Origin of the sequence: Serratia sp. BIGb0163 (genome assembly GCF_024809935.1) — a bacterium.
GTDB classification, from domain to species: Bacteria; Pseudomonadota; Gammaproteobacteria; order Enterobacterales; family Enterobacteriaceae; genus Serratia; species Serratia quinivorans.
Window position 1 is genome coordinate 314,457 of record NZ_JANUDZ010000002.1, and the last position, 18,068, is coordinate 332,524.

The 18,068-nt window shown below is 56.1% G+C and carries 15 protein-coding genes; 14 read left to right on the forward strand and 1 reads right to left on the reverse strand.

From position 1 onward, the window contains the following. Positions 1–133: 133 nt before the first annotated feature. The 4 genes from M2406_RS12385 to cra all read left to right on the forward strand — a co-directional run bounded on the left by M2406_RS12385 (position 134) and on the right by cra (position 5,693). Positions 134–1,942 (forward strand): long-chain fatty acid--CoA ligase, encoded by a 1,809-nt coding sequence (locus M2406_RS12385; RefSeq protein WP_012005198.1) that lies wholly within the window; start codon positions 134–136, stop codon positions 1,940–1,942. A 317-nt stretch (positions 1,943–2,259) separates the two neighbouring features. Continuing rightward, on the forward strand, positions 2,260–3,978 hold the full coding sequence (gene ilvI, locus M2406_RS12390; protein WP_012005199.1) for an acetolactate synthase 3 large subunit: 1,719 nt from the start codon (positions 2,260–2,262) through the stop codon (positions 3,976–3,978). A 2-nt stretch (positions 3,979–3,980) separates the two neighbouring features. Beyond that, positions 3,981–4,472, forward strand: coding sequence for an acetolactate synthase small subunit (ilvN, locus tag M2406_RS12395; RefSeq protein ID WP_004932806.1), 492 nt, complete (start codon positions 3,981–3,983; stop codon positions 4,470–4,472). 216 nt (positions 4,473–4,688) lie between these two features. After that, positions 4,689–5,693: a catabolite repressor/activator gene (cra, locus tag M2406_RS12400; protein ID WP_012005200.1), complete on the forward strand. Its 1,005-nt coding sequence runs from the start codon at positions 4,689–4,691 to the stop codon at positions 5,691–5,693. A gap of 33 nt (positions 5,694–5,726) precedes the next feature. On the opposite strand, the gene M2406_RS12405 is transcribed toward cra, so the two are convergent. Next, a complete protein-coding gene (locus M2406_RS12405) occupies positions 5,727–6,167 on the reverse strand; it encodes an L-alanine exporter AlaE (RefSeq protein ID WP_012005201.1) in 441 nt (146 codons plus the stop codon). 871 nt (positions 6,168–7,038) lie between these two features. On the opposite strand from M2406_RS12405, the gene mraZ reads away from it, so the two are divergent. The 10 genes from mraZ to murG are packed head-to-tail and all read left to right on the forward strand — an operon-like array spanning position 7,039 to position 18,061. Further along, complete coding sequence (gene mraZ / locus M2406_RS12410; protein ID WP_012005202.1) at positions 7,039–7,497, forward strand: division/cell wall cluster transcriptional repressor MraZ; 459 nt, start codon at positions 7,039–7,041, stop codon at positions 7,495–7,497. 2 nt (positions 7,498–7,499) lie between these two features. Continuing rightward, complete coding sequence (gene rsmH, locus M2406_RS12415; protein WP_218217820.1) at positions 7,500–8,441, forward strand: 16S rRNA (cytosine(1402)-N(4))-methyltransferase RsmH; 942 nt, start codon at positions 7,500–7,502, stop codon at positions 8,439–8,441. Next, a complete protein-coding gene (ftsL, locus tag M2406_RS12420) occupies positions 8,438–8,758 on the forward strand; it encodes a cell division protein FtsL (RefSeq protein WP_012005204.1) in 321 nt (106 codons plus the stop codon). Before rsmH ends, ftsL begins: the two co-directional genes overlap by 4 nt. 42 nt (positions 8,759–8,800) lie before the next feature. Further along, positions 8,801–10,564, forward strand: coding sequence for a peptidoglycan glycosyltransferase FtsI (locus M2406_RS12425; protein WP_012005205.1), 1,764 nt, complete (start codon positions 8,801–8,803; stop codon positions 10,562–10,564). Then, positions 10,551–12,038, forward strand: coding sequence for a UDP-N-acetylmuramoyl-L-alanyl-D-glutamate--2,6-diaminopimelate ligase (gene murE / locus M2406_RS12430; protein WP_012005206.1), 1,488 nt, complete (start codon positions 10,551–10,553; stop codon positions 12,036–12,038). The genes M2406_RS12425 and murE overlap by 14 nt, the downstream gene beginning before the upstream one ends. After that, positions 12,035–13,396, forward strand: coding sequence for a UDP-N-acetylmuramoyl-tripeptide--D-alanyl-D-alanine ligase (gene murF, locus M2406_RS12435; RefSeq protein WP_259190220.1), 1,362 nt, complete (start codon positions 12,035–12,037; stop codon positions 13,394–13,396). Before murE ends, murF begins: the two co-directional genes overlap by 4 nt. Beyond that, a complete protein-coding gene (gene mraY, locus M2406_RS12440) occupies positions 13,390–14,472 on the forward strand; it encodes a phospho-N-acetylmuramoyl-pentapeptide-transferase (protein WP_012005208.1) in 1,083 nt (360 codons plus the stop codon). Before murF ends, mraY begins: the two co-directional genes overlap by 7 nt. Positions 14,473–14,474: 2 nt before the next feature. Next, the gene (gene murD / locus M2406_RS12445; RefSeq protein WP_259190222.1) at positions 14,475–15,794 is read left to right on the forward strand and encodes a UDP-N-acetylmuramoyl-L-alanine--D-glutamate ligase; all 1,320 of its coding nucleotides are present in this window, start codon (positions 14,475–14,477) and stop codon (positions 15,792–15,794) included. Beyond that, on the forward strand, positions 15,791–16,993 hold the full coding sequence (ftsW, locus tag M2406_RS12450) for a cell division protein FtsW (RefSeq protein ID WP_012005210.1): 1,203 nt from the start codon (positions 15,791–15,793) through the stop codon (positions 16,991–16,993). Before murD ends, ftsW begins: the two co-directional genes overlap by 4 nt. Positions 16,994–16,996: 3 nt before the next feature. After that, positions 16,997–18,061 (forward strand): undecaprenyldiphospho-muramoylpentapeptide beta-N-acetylglucosaminyltransferase, encoded by a 1,065-nt coding sequence (gene murG, locus M2406_RS12455; RefSeq protein WP_012005211.1) that lies wholly within the window; start codon positions 16,997–16,999, stop codon positions 18,059–18,061. Positions 18,062–18,068: the final 7 nt, after the last annotated feature.

Sequence of the window (18,068 nt, forward strand, 5' to 3'; positions counted from 1 at the left end):
GCTGAAATCTCTTTTCCCGCCGCCATGGAGTAGGTAGACTGCGCGAAAAAAAGTAAACACGTGTAAGCTGAGACGCAGAGCCAGATGTCCTGCTCAACGCTAACTGTTTGATTCATTTCAGGCTCAGGGCGCTATGATCAATAATCTGCTGCAATACCATTTAACTCACCGTATACAGCACCAAATTTCCCAGCGTGCCGATTGCACCGCTTTTCGCCAATGGTCTCCCAGTGGCGAGAGCCAACTGACCTGGCGACAGGTCGATACGCATATCAACCGCATCGCCAGTGCGCTGTTGGCTTTGGGCACCGACGTGCAGGAACGTATCGCGATCTTTGCCAATAACTGCATGGCCTGGTCGCTGGCGGATTTGGCCGTGCTGCGGTTACGTGGGGTCAGCGTACCGCTGTATGCCACCAATACGCCGGCCCAGGCGGCTTTTATCATTAATGACGCGGATATCCGCATTCTGTTCGTTGGCGAGCAGGCTCAACTGGACGCCGCCATTGCGTTGCGCGGTGTCTGCCCTCAACTGATCCACATTATTGTATTTGATGATGACGCCGATCTGCGTGGCTGTGAGATTGCTCAGCACCTGAGCACCTTTGAGCGCGCAGCCGATCTGGCGGCGTTTGAATCGCAGTTACAGCAACGCATTGCCGATTGCTGCCTGGAGGATCTGTTCACGCTGATTTATACCTCCGGTACCACCGGCGAACCCAAAGGGGTAATGCTGGATTACCGTAACCTGGCGGCACAGCTTTATCTGCACGATGGGCGGCTGACGGTAAATGAAGAAGATGTCTCTCTCAGTTTCCTGCCGATGTCGCATGTGTTCGAACGTGCCTGGAGCTTCTTCATTATGCATTCCGGCGCGCAAAACGTGTTCTTGCCGAATACCGACTGGGTGCGTGAAGCCATGACGGCAGTACGTCCGACGCTGATGTGTGCGGTACCGCGTTTCTACGAAAAAATCTTCAGTGCGGTGCACGAGAAAGTTGCGCGTGCACCCTGGTTGCGTCGTGCCCTGTTTCATTGGGCGATTGTCTGTGGTGAACGCAAGTTTTTACAGGAACGTGCCGGCAAACCACTGGGCAAGCTGTTTGATCTTTCCCACCGCTGGGCCGACAAGCTGGTGCTGAGCAAATTACGCGGCATCCTCGGTGGGCGGGTGCGCTTCTTGCCGGCCGCCGGTGCCAAACTGGACGACAACGTCATTCTGTTTTTCCAGGCGATGGGCATTAACATCAAATATGGCTATGGCATGACCGAGACCTGCGCCACCGTTTCCTGCTGGGAAGAGGGCAATTTCCGCTTTGGCTCGATTGGCAAGCCGCTGCCGGGGATAGAGGTGCGTATTGGCGAGGAAAGTGAAATTCAGGTGCGTGGCCCGGTGGTGATGCGCGGTTATTTCAATAAGCCGCTGGAAACCGCCGCCTCCTTTACTGCAGATGGCTGGTTGAAGACCGGCGACGCCGGTGCCATAGATGAAGGGGGAAATCTGTTTATCACCGAGCGTCTTAAGGATCTGATGAAAACCTCCGGCGGCAAGTACATTGCCCCGCAGATGCTTGAAGGCACGCTGGCGCAAGACCGCTTTATCGAACAGGTGGCAATCATCGCGGATGCCCGCAAATTTGTCTCCGCCTTGATTGTGCCCAGTTTTGAGTCGTTGGAAGAATATGCCAAGTCCATCAACCTGAAATATCAGGATCGGCTTGAACTGCTGCGCCATAGCCATATTCTGGAAATGTTCGAAAGCCGTCTGCGTGAGATGCAAAAAGAGTTGGCGCGGTTCGAACAGGTGAAGAAATTTACTCTGTTGCCGGCGGCCTTTTCGATGGAGTTGGGTGAGCTGACGCCAACGCTAAAACTGCGCCGTAAGGTGATTATGCAGCGCTACCAGAGTGAAATTGACTCGATGTACCAGGATAAGACTTAATCCTGTTGCCGGGGCAGATTATCCGGTTAAAAAATCAACATCGTTCTTGCCTAATATAGTTCTGTAATTCTCTGCCTGACTGAAACAATGCCTAGCCCGATTTGCCAGCGGCTAGTGCATTGTTTTTGTAAATCCCCGATCCCCAGCCCGTAGTCAGTAACCTTTCTGTTGTTGTGCCATTTTGCCGTTTGCCTGCCTTATCTTCTGACGTTATGTTAATGGGTTATAGTCAATCCATAAAAATTTTGGGGTATTGCCCCACAACAGGTGCCACGTTCCGGTGCCAGATAAGAATAAGTTAGCCTGGAGGCAAACCCATGGAGATGTTGTCAGGAGCCGAGATGGTCGTCCGATCGTTGATCGATCAAGGCGTTAAGCATGTATTCGGTTATCCGGGCGGGGCGGTACTAGATATCTACGACGCCCTGCATACGGTTGGAGGGATCGACCACATATTGGTGCGCCATGAGCAAGGTGCGGTGCATATGGCCGATGGTTATGCGCGTGCGACCGGTGAAGTGGGGGTGGTGCTGGTGACCTCTGGCCCTGGAGCGACCAATGCGATCACCGGCATTGCAACCGCCTATATGGACTCCATTCCGATGGTGGTGCTTTCCGGTCAGGTTCCCAGCTCGCTGATTGGCTATGATGCCTTCCAGGAGTGCGACATGGTCGGGATTTCGCGCCCGGTGGTGAAACACAGTTTCCTGGTCAAACGTACCGAAGACATTCCCGGCATACTGAAAAAGGCTTTTTACCTGGCCTCAACCGGCCGCCCTGGGCCGGTGGTGATCGATTTGCCGAAAGACATCGTGGGCCCGGCAGTGAGAATGCCTTACGCCTATCCGCAGGACGTGAGCATGCGTTCCTATAACCCGACGGTGCAAGGTCATCGCGGGCAGATCAAACGGGCACTGCACACCATTCTGACGGCCAAAAAGCCCGTTATGTACGTCGGTGGCGGGGCGATCAACTCGGCCTGTGACGCAGAGCTGCTGGAACTGGCGGAGAAGCTGAATCTGCCTGTTACCTGTACCCTGATGGGGTTGGGGGCCTTCCCCGGCACGCATCGCCAGAGCGTGGGTATGCTCGGCATGCATGGGACTTATGAAGCCAACAAAACCATGCACAACTCTGACGTGATCTTTGCCGTCGGCGTGCGTTTTGACGATCGCACCACCAATAACCTGGCCAAATATTGCCCGAACGCTACCGTGCTGCATATCGATATTGACCCTACCTCAATTTCCAAGACGGTAGACGCCGATATTCCTATTGTCGGCGATGCCAAACAGGTGTTGACCCAAATGCTGGAGCTGCTGGCGCAGGAAGATAAAGCGCAGGATCACGACGCGTTGCGCGACTGGTGGCAGGCTATCGAACAGTGGCGTGCGCGTGATTGCCTGGGTTACGACAAAAACAGCGGCACCATTAAGCCGCAGGCAGTGATCGAAACCCTGCATCGGCTGACCAGAGGGGACGCTTATGTCACTTCCGATGTCGGCCAGCACCAGATGTTCGCGGCACTCTATTATCCGTTCGACAAACCACGCCGTTGGATCAACTCCGGCGGATTGGGCACCATGGGCTTTGGTCTGCCGGCGGCGCTGGGCGTGAAGCTGGCGCTGCCTGATGAAACCGTGGTGTGTGTCACCGGCGACGGCAGCATCCAGATGAACATTCAGGAACTGTCCACCGCGTTGCAATACAACCTGCCGGTGATCGTAGTGAATCTTAACAACCGCTATCTGGGTATGGTGAAGCAGTGGCAGGACATGATTTATTCCGGCCGTCACTCCCAGTCTTATATGGATTCCCTGCCGGACTTCGTCAAACTGGCGGAGGCTTACGGCCACGTGGGCATTGCCATTCGCACGCCGGATGAACTGGAAAGCAAACTGGCTCAGGCGCTGGCCGAGAAAGAGCGCCTGGTATTTGTCGACGTGACCGTCGATGAAACTGAACATGTTTACCCAATGCAGATTCGTGGTGGAAGCATGGACGAAATGTGGTTAAGCAAAACGGAGAGGACCTGATCATGCGCCGTATTTTATCTGTATTGCTGGAAAATGAATCCGGTGCGTTATCGCGTGTGGTGGGTTTGTTCTCTCAGCGCGGTTACAACATTGAAAGCCTGACGGTAGCCCCGACCGACGATCCCACTTTGTCACGTATGACGATTCAAACCGTCGGCGATGAGAAAGTGCTGGAGCAGATCGAAAAACAGCTGCATAAGCTGGTGGACGTGCTGCGCGTTAGCGAACTGGTGCAGGGGGCTCACGTTGAGCGTGAAATCATGCTGGTGAAGCTGCAGGCCAGCGGTTATGGCCGCGAAGAGGTGAAACGTTGCGCCGACATTTTCCGCGGTCAAATCGTTGACGTCACAGCCACGCTTTACACCGTTCAGCTGGCGGGCACCAGCGACAAGCTGGATGCATTCCTGAGTGCGGTGCGTGAAGTGGCCGAAATTGTTGAAGTGGCGCGTTCCGGTGTGGTCGGCGTGTCGCGCGGCGATAAAATCATGCGCTGAGGCGTGATATTGGCATAATCTGAGGGCGCGGCCAGGCTGCGCCCTTTGTTTTTCGGTGTTTTTTGCCCGTTTGCTGGCACCTTTCGGCAAAAGCGGTTGCTAGGCAGTGTTTTCTGCTGTTAGATCGCAGAGGCTGGATTGAATAACCGCACAGGATGCGATGGTTAATCCGAGCATGGTTTTCACTTCTATTTTCAGCGTCATTAAGGGGTTAACGTGAAACTGGATGAAATCGCGCGTCTCGCAGGCGTTTCGCGCACCACGGCCAGTTATGTCATCAACGGCAAGGCGAAGCAGTATCGTGTCAGCGATAAAACCGTCGAAAAAGTGATGGCCGTGGTCAGGGAGCACAACTATCACCCGAATGCCGTCGCGGCAGGGCTGCGCGCCGGGCGAACTCGTTCAATCGGTCTGGTGATACCGGATCTGGAAAACACCAGCTATACCCGCATCGCCAATTATCTGGAGCGTCAGGCCCGTCAACGCGGTTACCAGCTGTTGATTGCCTGTTCGGAAGATCAGCCGGATAACGAAATGCGCTGTATTGAGCATCTGCTGCAACGCCAGGTCGACGCGTTAATCGTTTCTACCGCCTTGCCGCCGGAGCATCCGTTCTATCAGCGCTGGGCCAATGATCCGCTGCCAATTATCGCACTGGATCGGGCGCTGGATCGCGAGCATTTCATCAGTGTGGTCGGGGCCGACCAAGAGGATTCCTTCGCACTGGCACAGGAGCTTCGTACCTTCCCGGCAGAGTCGGTACTGTATCTGGGAGCGTTGCCGGAGCTTTCCGTCAGCTTCCTGCGTGAGCAGGGTTTCCGCGAAGCCTGGCAGGATGACGAACGACCTGTCGATTATCTGTATGCCAACAGCTATGAGCGTGAGGCGGCCGGCGTGTTGTTTGCCGAATGGCTGAAAACCCATCCTATGCCCCAGGCGCTGTTCACTACCTCATTCTCTTTGTTGCAAGGGGTGATGGATGTGACGCTGAAGCAACGTGGCCGTTTGCCGACCGATCTGGCCATCGCTACCTTTGGCGATCACGAGCTGTTGGACTTCCTTGAGTGTCCGGTTCTGGCGGTCGCTCAGCGCCATCGTGACGTGGCCGAGCGGGTGCTTGAACTGGTACTGGCCAGCCTGGATGAGCCGCGTAAACCCAAGCCGGGTCTGACGCGTATCCGCCGTAATTTGTTCCGCCGCGGCAGCCTTAGCCGGAAGTAAACCCAAACAGGAGCGCCCCGTTGCGCTCCTGCTTCACACGTAGCCCGCTACCCTGAACAACCTTCTGCAGTATTCCAGAAAATAGCCATACACCACGCCCATTGCCATCGACACCACCGCGTTGCTGGTCACCGCCGTGATGATTTGTTGCCCATCGGCGCCGACGCTCCATAAGATGGCGGCATAGACCGGTGATTGGAAACTGACATAGGCCAACAGATCGGCCAGGTTACGCAGTAAAAAAGGTTGGCGTTGAAAGCGCCTGGCGACACGGATAAACAGATCGCGATAGCGCCCATAGGGCCAGGCGATCAGGATATTTACCGGGATCGACAGCAAGCGGGACGAGAGTGATTGTTGAAAGCTCATGCCGGACACCAGGATTTCTATCGCCATACCGGCGATGAAACAGTACACCACCAGTGCAAAGGTATCGGCAGCGGCGCTGCGCCAGTGAGCAACAGGCGAAAGCATGATGCAATCTCCATGATTATTGGTTAATGTTCTGTTAAATTGTTATTTTTAAGGTGTTAAATCTGGTTTTTTATTCTTTTCTTAGTTTACACTTCTGCCTTGAATTGGCTAAGTAGCTGAATATTTTTATTTAAAGGCATTGTGTGGTTTTTGTGCTGAGCTCAGGCTGAGGAATATGGCGCGAAGGGATTAAAAATGGATGAATTCAAACTATTCAATTAAAAACAATGAGTTGCATTATTTGTTGCGAACGGGCGATTTTTCACAGTAAAAATTGTGGGAATAAATGATGTAAGGAAATGAAACCATAATTGTAAACAGGTATTTTGAGAATAATCTTACTAAATTGATTTAAATAGAAATTAGCTCTGCTCGTAATATCCGAGTCATTTATTTTTTCAGCGCACTTATCACTGAGGCTTTAATTGAAGTAAAATAGCGGCCGGCCTGCAGCCTAATAAGCGTTGAGTGTTATTAACTCAATGGCTTAAGCCCTATTTCGGCTTTAGGGCGAGTTTGCGCCGAGCCTTGTCCGGTGCGGGTCGCACCGGGTTACAGGGATGTGATTGCCGAGCTAAAAAATGAGACATCGATTGCAGAAGGAAGTATTGAGTTAATTAATCGCCAATTTGTCAGGTTTTTAATCACGCTCTTTCCGCTTAGAAATTTCTCCCCGTTTATCATGATGTTAATTTTTAATCATCTAATAAATAGCGTTCCTTTCGCGAGCCAGCTCCCAAAATGACCGAAGAAATATTGCCAAAGCGCTGGCGCTCTGGCTTGACAAGGTTTTCATACCCTCCGTAAACTCCATTATGTGGGAATTTGTGGGGTAAAGTGGTGAAAACGGTCGTGGAGGGGTAGCTCAGGCATGTTCCGTGGAGCAACGATGGTTAATCTCGACAGCAAAGGGCGGCTTGCCGTACCCACCCGTTACCGGGAATTGCTGAACGAGCAATCGGAAGGCCAAATGGTTTGTACCATTGACCTCCACCAGCCCTGCCTACTGCTTTACCCACTGCCCGAATGGGAAATTATTGAGCAAAAGTTATCCCGTCTGTCGAGTATGAATCCCGCCGAGCGCCGCGTTCAGCGTTTGCTGTTGGGACATGCCAGTGAGTGTCAGATGGATAGCGCCGGTCGGTTGCTGTTAGCGACAACGCTACGCCAACACGCCGGGCTTACCAAAGAAGTGATGCTGGTCGGGCAGTTCAACAAGTTTGAACTGTGGGATGAACAGACCTGGTATCAACAAGTCAAGGATGATATTGACGCAGAACAGTCGACTCAGGAACCGTTGTCTGAGCGGCTACAGGACTTGTCGCTATAAGCATGTTGGAAAATTATAAACACACCACCGTACTGTTGGATGAGGCGGTTAACGGCCTTAATATTCGCAGTAACGGCACATATATCGACGGTACTTTTGGCCGCGGTGGCCATTCGCGTCTGATTCTGTCCCAGTTGGGGCCGGAAGGGCGTTTGCTGGCAATTGACCGCGACCCACAGGCGATTGCAGCCGCCAAGTCTATTGAAGATCCTCGTTTTAGCATCGTACACGGCCCCTTTTCAGATTTGTCACACTATGTGCGGGAACGCGAACTGGTGGGGCAGATTGACGGCATTTTACTCGATCTGGGCGTTTCTTCGCCGCAGTTGGATGACGCAGAGCGCGGTTTCTCCTTCATGCGTGACGGGCCGCTGGACATGCGTATGGACTCCTCAAGCGGTCAGTCAGCCTCCGAGTGGCTAATGAAAGCGGAAGCCGACGACATTGCCTGGGTGTTGAAAACCTTTGGCGAAGAGCGTTTCGCCAAGCGTATCGCTCGCGCCATTGTGGAAAGAAACCTGGTCGACCCGATGACTCGTACCAAACAGCTGGCCGATTTGATCGCCAACGCCAGCCCGTTCCGGGACAAGCACAAACACCCGGCAACCCGTAGTTTCCAGGCGATCCGCATCTACATCAACAGTGAGTTGGAAGAGATCGAACGTGCGCTGGATGGCGCGCTGGAAGTGCTGGCTCCACAGGGGCGCCTGTCGGTGATCAGTTTCCACTCGCTGGAAGACCGCATCGTTAAACGCTTTATGCGCCACCACAGCCGCGGCGCTCAGGTGCCGGCCGGTATTCCGCTGACCGAAGCGCAATTGCGCAGTATGGGCGGACGCACGCTGAAAGCGCTGGGCAAGATGATGCCTGGGGATGCCGAAGTGGCGGAAAACCCGCGCGCACGTAGCTCGGTGCTGCGTATTGCCGAGAGGATGCCCGCGTGATTGGTAATGAGCGTCACGGCCTGGTTGGGGTGATTGGCGGCGATCTGCTGCGTAACGCCAAGATCCCGTTGATTTTGCTGATTGCCTCGCTGGTGTCAGCGGTTTTTGTGGTGACTACCGCGCACCGCACCCGTTTGCTGACCGCCGAGCGCGAGCAGCTGGTTTTAGAGCGAGATGCTCTGGACATTGAGTGGCGCAACCTGATCCTGGAAGAGAATGCTCTTGGGGACCACAGTCGGGTAGAGCGCATCGCTACTGAAAAACTGCAGATGCAACATGTTGATCCATCGCAGGAAAATATCATCGTTAAACAATGAATGGTTTAACTGAAATCACTACACGGAGTAGAAAGGGAACGCATGAAAGCAGCACGGCCCGGTAAGTTGAAACGCCAGGAAGATCAGGCCAGCTTTGTAAGCTGGCGTTTTGCGTTGCTGTGCGGCTGTATTTTGCTGGCGTTGGTTGGGTTGATGCTGCGTGTGGCTTATCTGCAGGTGATTAATCCGGACCGCCTGGTGAAAGAAGGCGACATGCGTTCACTGCGCGTGCAGGAAGTGCCCACTTCGCGCGGCATGATCAGCGATCGCTCAGGGCGGCCGCTGGCGGTGAGCGTGCCGGTGAACGCCATTTGGGCCGACCCGAAAGAGCTCAATGAGCGCGGTGGCATAACGCTGGACAGCCGTTGGAAGGCACTGTCTGATGCGCTGAATATCCCGCTGGATCAGCTTTCTACCCGCATTAACGCCAACCCGAAAGGGCGCTTTGTCTACCTGGCGCGCCAGGTGAATCCGGCGATTGGCGACTACATCCACAAGCTGAAACTGCCGGGAATTTACCTGCGTCAGGAGTCTCGCCGCTACTATCCGTCCGGCCAGGTGACCTCGCATATTATCGGCGTGACCAACATCGACGGTCAGGGGATTGAAGGCGTAGAGAAGAGCTTCGACCGCTGGCTGACCGGGCAACCGGGCGAAAGAACCGTACGTAAAGACCGCTTTGGCAGGGTGATCGAGGATATTTCTTCGGTCGACAGTCAGGCGGCGCATAACCTGGTGCTGAGCGTCGACGAACGTCTGCAGGCGCTGGTTTATCGCGAACTGAACAACGCCGTGGCGTTCAACAAGGCTGAATCCGGTACCGCGGTACTGGTGGACGTGAACACCGGCGAAGTGTTGGCGATGGCCAACAGCCCGTCTTATAACCCGAACAATATGGCCGGTACGCCGAAAGAAACCATGCGTAACCGTGCTATCACCGATATTTTTGAACCCGGCTCCACCGTAAAACCTATGGTGGTCATGACGGCATTGCAGCACGGCATTGTGAAAGAAAACAGCGTGCTCAATACCGTCCCTTACCGTATCAACGGCAAGGAAATCAGGGACGTTGCGCGTTACGCGGAACTCTCCCTGACCGGGATCTTGCAGAAGTCGAGTAACGTCGGTGTTTCACGACTGGCGTTATCGATGCCGTCCTCAGCGTTAGTAGATACTTACTCTCGTTTTGGATTGGGAAAAGCGACCAATTTGGGGCTGGTCGGAGAAAGCAGTGGCATATACCCAAAAAAACAACGGTGGTCTGACATAGAGAGGGCCACCTTCTCTTTCGGCTATGGGCTAATGGTAACCCCGTTACAGTTAGCGCGAGTCTACGCCACGATCGGCAGCCTGGGCGTTTATCGTCCGCTGTCGATTACCAAAGTTGACCCACCGGTTGCCGGTGAGCGCGTCTTCCCTGAACCTCTGGTGCGCACCGTGGTGCACATGATGGAAAGCGTTGCCCTGCCGGGCGGCGGTGGGGTGAAAGCCGCGATCAAGGGCTACCGGATTGCCATTAAAACCGGTACCGCCAAAAAGGTGGGCCCGGACGGCAAATACGTCAACCGATACATCGCTTATACCGCCGGCGTTGCGCCGGCGAGTAATCCCCGTTTTGCTCTGGTGGTGGTCATCAATGACCCGCAGGGTGGGAAATACTACGGTGGTGCGATCTCCGCACCGGTATTTGGCGCCATCATGGGCGGCGTGTTGCGCACCATGAACGTCGAGCCGGACGCGTTGCCTACCGGTGAGAAAAGCGATTTTGTAATTAACAGAAAAGAGGGTTCAGGTGGCCGATCGTAATTTGCGCGACTTACTCGCTCCGTGGGTGCCAACGGCGCCCGGGCGCGCGCTGCGGGAAATGACATTAGACAGCCGTATTGCGGCTGCCGGGGATCTGTTTGTCGCCGTTGTTGGCCATCAGGCAGATGGACGCCGCTTTATTCCGCAGGCTATCGCGCAGGGCGTTGCCGCTGTGATTGCCGAAGCTGAAGGCCAGGCTGAAGACGGTGCTATTACTGAAATGCACGGCGTGCCGGTGATTTATCTGAGCCAGCTTAATCAGCGCCTTTCCGCGTTGGCCGGTCGTTTTTACCATGAGCCGGCAGAGCGTCTGCGTTTGGTCGGCGTCACCGGGACCAACGGCAAGACCACCACCACTCAACTGCTGGCACAGTGGGGCCAACTGCTGGGTGAAACCAGCGCAGTGATGGGCACCGTGGGCAACGGCCTGCTGGGCCAGGTATGCCCAACCGAGAATACCACCGGTTCTGCGGTGGATATTCAACACGTGCTAAATGAACTGGTTGATCAGGGCGCGACCCTTGCCGCGATGGAAGTTTCTTCTCACGGCCTGGTGCAACACCGTGTGGCGGCGTTGCCGTTTGCCGCCGCGGTGTTTACCAACCTGAGCCGCGACCATCTGGATTATCACGGCGACATGGCCAATTACGAAGCGGCCAAGTGGTCGCTGTTCGCCGGTCACGAAGTGGGCCAGGCGATTATCAATGCCGATGATGAAGTCGGTCAGCGCTGGTTGAGCCAATTGCCGGATGCGGTGGCCGTCACCATGCAGGATAACCTGCAGCCAGGCTGCCATGGGCGCTGGCTGAAGACTACCGCGGTCAACTATCACGATAACGGCGCGACTATCCACTTCAGCTCAAGCTGGGGCGACGGCGAGATTGAAAGCCGTCTGATGGGAGCCTTCAACGTCAGCAATCTGCTGCTGGCACTGGCGACGCTGCTGTCGTTGGGTTACCCGCTGGCCAAATTGGTTGCCACCGGCAATCAACTGCAGCCGGTCTGCGGCCGCATGGAAGTGTTCAACGCGCCGGGTAAACCGACGGTAGTGGTTGATTACGCCCACACCCCGGACGCGCTGGAAAAAGCATTGGAAGCCGCACGTCTGCACTGCCTGGGGCAGTTGTGGTGTGTGTTTGGCTGCGGCGGCGATCGTGACAAAGGCAAACGCCCGCTGATGGGCGGCATCGCCGAACAGTTCGCCGATCGCGTAGTAGTGACCGATGACAACCCTCGTACCGAAGAGCCGCAGGCGATTATCGCCGATATCCTTACCGGCCTGCTGGACGCCGGACGCGCTCTGGTGATCCACGGTCGTGCGGAAGCGGTAACCAGCGCCATCATGCAAGCCAAAGAACAAGATGTGGTCCTGGTGGCGGGTAAAGGCCACGAGGACTACCAACTGGTGGGGAATCGCCGTTTGGATTATTCCGATCGTACCACCGTAGCGCGTCTGCTGGGGGTAGTAGCATGATCCCTGTCTCCCTTCGGACACTGGCCGATGTATTGAGCGCTGAGTTGATCGGCGCCGATTGCCAAATCGTTGAGGTGACGACAGATACCCGTCAGGTAACCGCAGGTTGCCTGTTTGTGGCACTGAAAGGCGAGCGTTTCGACGCTCACGACTTTGCTGTTGATGCGGTAGCCGCTGGCGCCGGGGCACTGCTGGTAAGTAAGCGCTTATTGGTGGAGGTTCCGCAACTGGTGGTAAAAGACACCCGCCTGGCACTGGGACAGCTCGCTGCCTGGGTTCGCCAGCAGGTGCCGACCCGCGTAGTGGCGTTAACCGGTTCATCGGGCAAGACCTCGGTGAAGGAAATGGCCGCGGCCATTCTGCGCGAATGCGGTGAAGTGCTGTATACCGCCGGTAACTTCAACAACGATATCGGCGTGCCGCTGACGCTGTTGCGTTTGCAGCCACAGCATGACTTTGCCGTGATTGAACTGGGTGCCAACCATATTGGCGAAATTGCTTACACCACCGCTTTAACCCGTCCGCAAACCGCCCTGGTGAATAACCTGGCGGCCGCCCACCTGGAAGGCTTTGGCTCTTTGGCCGGCGTCGCTCAGGCGAAAGGCGAAATCTTTGCCGGTTTACCGGCTGACGGCGTGGCGATCATCAACGCCGACAACAACGACTGGCCGCACTGGCAGAGCATGCTGGACGGCAAAACCGTGTGGCGCTTCTCGCCGCAGGCGGCAGAAGGCGTTGATTTCTTTGCCAGCGATGTGCAGGTGAACGGCAAGGGCACGCAGTTTAGGCTGCACAGTCCGTTCGGCACCGCAGAGATTGCACTGCCGTTGCCGGGTCGCCATAACGTAGCCAATGCGTTGGCCGCTGCGGCGCTGGCCATGTCGGCCGGAGCATCGCTTGAGGCGGTGCGTCAGGGGCTCAAACAATTACAGGCGGTGCCGGGGCGTTTGTTCCCGATTGCACTTTCTGACCATCAGCTGCTGCTGGATGACAGCTATAACGCCAACGTCGGTTCAATGACCGCCGCCGCACAGGTACTGGCGGAAATGCCGGGCTACCGCGTGATGGTGGTGGGTGACATGGCAGAGTTGGGGGCAGAAGCCGAAGAGTGTCACCGTCAGGTGGGCGAAGCCGCCCGGTTGGCAGGGGTCGACAAAGTATTGGGTGTCGGTCCGTTAAGCCAGGTGCTGATTGAAGCTTCGGGTAATGGCGAACATTTTCAGGATAAGGCAGCAGTGATCGCGCGCGTGGCGGAATTACTGTCAGAACATGCGGTAATTACCGTGTTAATCAAGGGTTCACGTAGTGCCGCAATGGAGCAGGTAGTACGCGCGTTACAGGAGAAAGCACCATGTTAGTTTGGCTGGCCGAACATTTGGTCAAATATTATTCCGGCTTCAACGTCTTTTCCTACCTGACGTTCCGAGCCATTGTCAGCCTGCTGACCGCGCTGTTCCTCTCCTTGTGGATGGGGCCGCGGGTGATTAAACGCCTGCAGGAGATGTCCTTCGGCCAGGTGGTGCGTAACGACGGTCCAGAGTCGCATTTCAGCAAGCGCGGCACGCCGACCATGGGCGGCATCATGATCCTGACTTCCATCACCGTTTCGGTGCTGATGTGGGCCTATCCGTCCAACCCTTACGTGTGGTGCGTACTGTTCGTGCTGGTGGGCTACGGCATCGTCGGCTTCGTTGATGACTACCGCAAGGTGGTGCGCAAAGACACCAAAGGGCTGATTGCCCGCTGGAAATATTTCTGGCAGTCGGTGATTGCGCTGGTGGTTGCTTTCGCCATGTATGCCGTAGGAAAAGACACGCCAGCCACCGAGCTGGTTGTGCCGTTCTTTAAGGACATCATGCCGCAGCTGGGCCTGTTATACGTGCTGTTGGCGTACTTTGTGATTGTCGGCACCAGCAACGCGGTCAACCTGACCGACGGTCTGGATGGCCTGGCAATTATGCCAACGGTGTTTGTGGCTGCGGGCTTTGCACTGGTGGCCTGGGCGACCGGTAACATGAACTTCGCCAACTACCTGCACATCCCGTATCTGCGTCACGCCGGTGAATTGGTGATTGTCTGTACTGCCATCGTGGGCGCCGGTCTGGGTTTCCTGTGGTTCAACACCTACCCGGCTCAGGTCTTTATGGGCGATGTTGGCTCACTGGCACTGGGCGGCGCGTTGGGCACCATTGCGGTGCTGCTGCGCCAAGAGTTTTTACTGTTGATTATGGGCGGCGTGTTCGTGGTTGAAACGCTGTCGGTGATTTTGCAGGTGGGGTCGTTCAAGCTGCGCGGACAACGTATTTTCCGCATGGCTCCGATTCACCACCACTATGAATTGAAGGGCTGGCCAGAGCCGCGCGTGATCGTGCGCTTCTGGATTATTTCGCTGATGCTGGTGCTGATTGGCCTGGCGACGCTGAAGGTGCGGTAATTATGGCGGATTATCAGGGTAAAAAAGTAGTCATCATCGGGCTGGGCCTTACCGGCCTGTCCTGTGTTGATTTCTTTATGGCGCGCGGCGTGACGCCACGCGTTATGGATACCCGCATCTCACCGCCAGGGCTGGACAAGCTGCCTGAAAGCGTTGAGCGTCATCTGGGCGATTTGAATCAGGACTGGCTGCTGGCGGCGGATTTGATCGTTACCAGCCCGGGAATGGCGCTGGCTACCCCGGCATTAAGCGCCGCTGCGGATGCCGGCGTGGAGATCGTCGGCGACGTCGAGCTGTTCTGCCGCGAAGCGCAGGCACCGATCGTGGCCATCACCGGCTCTAATGGCAAAAGCACCGTCACTACCCTGGTGGGTGAGATGGCGAAAGCGGCCGGTTGGGCGGTGGGCGTTGGCGGCAATATCGGCCTGCCTGCGCTGAGTTTGTTACGTCAGGAGTGCCAACTGTACGTGCTGGAGCTATCAAGCTTCCAACTGGAGACCACCTTCAGCCTGAATGCGGCCGCGGCGACCATTTTGAACGTCACAGAAGATCACATGGACCGCTACCCATTTGGCCTGCAGCAGTACCGTGCAGCCAAACTGCGCGTTTATGAAAATGCCGAGGTCTGCGTGGTCAATGCGGATGATGCCCTGACCATGCCGGTTCGCGGCGCCGATAAGCGCTGCATCAGTTTCGGTGCCGATGTGGGCGACTACCATTTGAACCGTCAACTGGGCGAAACCTGGCTGCGTGTGCGTGGCGAGAAAATCCTCAATACCCGCGAGATGAAACTGACCGGCCGTCACAACTACACCAATGCGCTGGCGGCGTTGGCATTGGCCGATGCGGTCAATATCCCGCGAGCCTCCAGTCTGAAAGCGCTGACCACCTTTACCGGCCTGGCACATCGCTTCCAACTGGCGTGGGAACATAACGGCGTACGCTGGATTAACGACTCCAAAGCCACCAACGTCGGCAGTACCGAAGCGGCGTTGAATGGTCTGCAGGTGGACGGCACTCTGCATCTGTTGCTGGGCGGCGACGGCAAGTCTGCCGACTTTTCCCCGCTGGCGCAGTATCTGCAGGGCGATAACGTCCGTCTTTACTGTTTTGGTCGTGATGGCGAACAGCTGGCGCAGCTGCGGCCGGAGGTTGCTACGCTGACCGAGACCATGGAACAGGCGATGCAGGCGATAGCCGGTCGGGTGCAGTCCGACGATATGGTGTTGCTGTCACCGGCATGCGCCAGCCTGGACCAGTTCCGTAATTTTGAAGTGCGCGGCGACGAGTTCGCCCGTCTGGCACAGGAGCTCGGCGGATGAGACTACGCTTGCCGAACTTCGGGTTGACCGAACTGTTTAAAAACTGGGTCGCGGGATCGCGTGATAACGACTCGGTCAATATGGTGTTGTACGATCGCACCTTACTGTGGCTGACCTTTGGGTTGGCCATTATCGGTTTTGTGATGGTGACCTCGGCATCGATGCCGATCGGTCAGCGTCTGGCGGACGATCCTTTCCTGTTCGCCAAGCGTGATGCGCTGTACCTCGCCTTGGCGTTCGGCCTGTCGATGGTGACGCTGCGCATTCCGATGGAAGTCTGGCAGCGCTACAGCAACATCATGCTGCTGTTGTCGATTGTGATGCTGTTGATCGTATTGGTGGTCGGCAGCTCGGTAAACGGGGCATCGCGCTGGATCTCGCTGGGGCCGCTGCGTATTCAGCCGGCAGAGCTGTCCAAGCTGTCGCTGTTCTGTTACCTGGCAAGTTATCTGGTGCGCAAGGTAGAAGAAGTGCGTACCAACTTTTGGGGCTTCTGCAAGCCGATGGGCGTGATGGTGGTGCTGGCGGTATTGCTGCTGGCCCAGCCGGATCTGGGTACCGTGGTCGTGCTGTTCATTACCACGCTGGCGATGCTGTTCCTGGCCGGTGCCAAAATGTGGCAGTTCCTGGCGATTATCGGCTCCGGAGCTTTCGCGGTGGTGCTGTTGATCATTGCCGAACCTTACCGTATGCGCCGCGTGACGTCGTTCTGGAATCCATGGGCCGATCCGTTCGGCAGCGGCTACCAGTTGACCCAGTCGCTGATGGCCTTTGGACGCGGTGAGTTCTGGGGACAGGGGTTGGGGAACTCGGTACAAAAACTCGAGTATTTACCGGAAGCGCACACCGACTTTATCTTCTCGATTTTAGGCGAAGAACTGGGCTATATCGGTGTGGTTTTTGCATTGTTAATGGTATTCTGCGTCGCTTTTCGTGCTATGTCGATTGGCCGCCGTGCGCTGGAGCTTGATCAACGTTTTTCCGGCTTTTTGGCCTGCTCAATTGGCGTGTGGTTTAGCTTCCAGGCGTTGGTTAACGTCGGTGCGGCGGCAGGTATGTTGCCGACCAAAGGTCTGACGCTGCCATTGATAAGCTACGGCGGTTCGAGCCTGCTGATTATGTCGACGGCGATCGTGCTGTTACTGCGTATTGATTATGAAACGCGTCTGGCTAAAGCCCAGGCGTTTGTGAAGAGGTAAGGGATGAGCGGGAAACCTAAGCGTTTAATGGTGATGGCAGGCGGTACCGGCGGACACGTGTTCCCGGGACTGGCGGTCGCACATCATCTGATGGCGCAGGGCTGGCAGGTGCGCTGGCTCGGAACCGCAGACCGAATGGAAGCCGATCTGGTGCCAAAGCACGGGATCGAGATTGACTTCATCCGTATTTCCGGCCTGCGCGGCAAAGGGCTGAAGGCCCAGTTGAGCGCACCGCTGCGTATCTGGCACGCGGTACGTCAGGCGAAGGCGATCATGCGCAACTACCAGCCGGACGTGGTGCTGGGCATGGGCGGTTATGTTTCCGGCCCTGGCGGTTTGGCGGCATGGTTGTGCGGTATCCCGGTGGTATTGCACGAGCAAAACGGTATTGCCGGGCTGACCAACCGTTGGCTGGCGCGTATTGCCAAAACCGTGCTGCAGGCATTTCCTGGGGCGTTCCCGAACGCCGAGGTGGTGGGCAACCCGGTTCGTACCGACGTACTGGCGTTACCGCTACCGGCAGAACGTTTGATTGGCCGTGAAGGGCCGATCCGCGTGTTGGTGATTGGCGGAAGTCAGGGGGCACGGGTACTGAATCAGACAGTTCCTGAAGTCGCGGCGAGATTGGGCGATAAAATAACGCTCTGGCATCAGGTAGGTAAAGGTGCACTGGAAAACGTGTTGCGCGACTACGAGAGGGTAGGGCAGACGCAGCACAAGGTGGCCGAGTTTATTGATGACATGGCTGCCGCCTACGCCTGGGCTGATGTGGTGGTGTGCCGTTCCGGCGCGTTGACCGTCAGCGAGATTGCTGCCGCAGGCCTGCCCGCGATATTCGTGCCATTCCAGCACAAAGACCGTCAGCAATATTGGAATGCTCGTCCGCTGGAAGAAGCCGGCGCGGCGAAGATTATCGAGCAACCGCAGTTTAACGCCGATGTAGTGGCGGAACTGCTGGCCGGCTGGGATCGTCCAACGCTGTTGGCAATGGCTGAAAAGGCGCGCGCTGTCGCTATTCCGGATGCTACCGAACGTGTGGCGGCGGAGCTGGTGCGGGTCGCCAAATAATTTGCAG

Bases quoted from the DNA above. Each gene is read 5' to 3' on its own strand.
- murG (WP_012005211.1), top strand. From the start codon at position 16,997: ATGAGCGGGAAACCTAAGCGTTTAATGGTGATGGCAGGCGGTACCGGC.
- ilvN (WP_004932806.1), top strand. From the start codon at position 3,981: ATGCGCCGTATTTTATCTGTATTGCTGGAAAATGAATCCGGTGCGTTA.
- rsmH (WP_218217820.1), top strand. From the start codon at position 7,500: ATGTTGGAAAATTATAAACACACCACCGTACTGTTGGATGAGGCGGTT.
- mraY (WP_012005208.1), top strand. From the start codon at position 13,390: ATGTTAGTTTGGCTGGCCGAACATTTGGTCAAATATTATTCCGGCTTC.
- M2406_RS12405 (WP_012005201.1), bottom strand. From the start codon at position 6,167: ATGCTTTCGCCTGTTGCTCACTGGCGCAGCGCCGCTGCCGATACCTTT.
- M2406_RS12385 (WP_012005198.1), top strand. From the start codon at position 134: ATGATCAATAATCTGCTGCAATACCATTTAACTCACCGTATACAGCAC.
- ftsW (WP_012005210.1), top strand. From the start codon at position 15,791: ATGAGACTACGCTTGCCGAACTTCGGGTTGACCGAACTGTTTAAAAAC.
- M2406_RS12425 (WP_012005205.1), top strand. From the start codon at position 8,801: ATGAAAGCAGCACGGCCCGGTAAGTTGAAACGCCAGGAAGATCAGGCC.
- murD (WP_259190222.1), top strand. From the start codon at position 14,475: ATGGCGGATTATCAGGGTAAAAAAGTAGTCATCATCGGGCTGGGCCTT.
- mraZ (WP_012005202.1), top strand. From the start codon at position 7,039: ATGTTCCGTGGAGCAACGATGGTTAATCTCGACAGCAAAGGGCGGCTT.
- ilvI (WP_012005199.1), top strand. From the start codon at position 2,260: ATGGAGATGTTGTCAGGAGCCGAGATGGTCGTCCGATCGTTGATCGAT.
- murF (WP_259190220.1), top strand. From the start codon at position 12,035: ATGATCCCTGTCTCCCTTCGGACACTGGCCGATGTATTGAGCGCTGAG.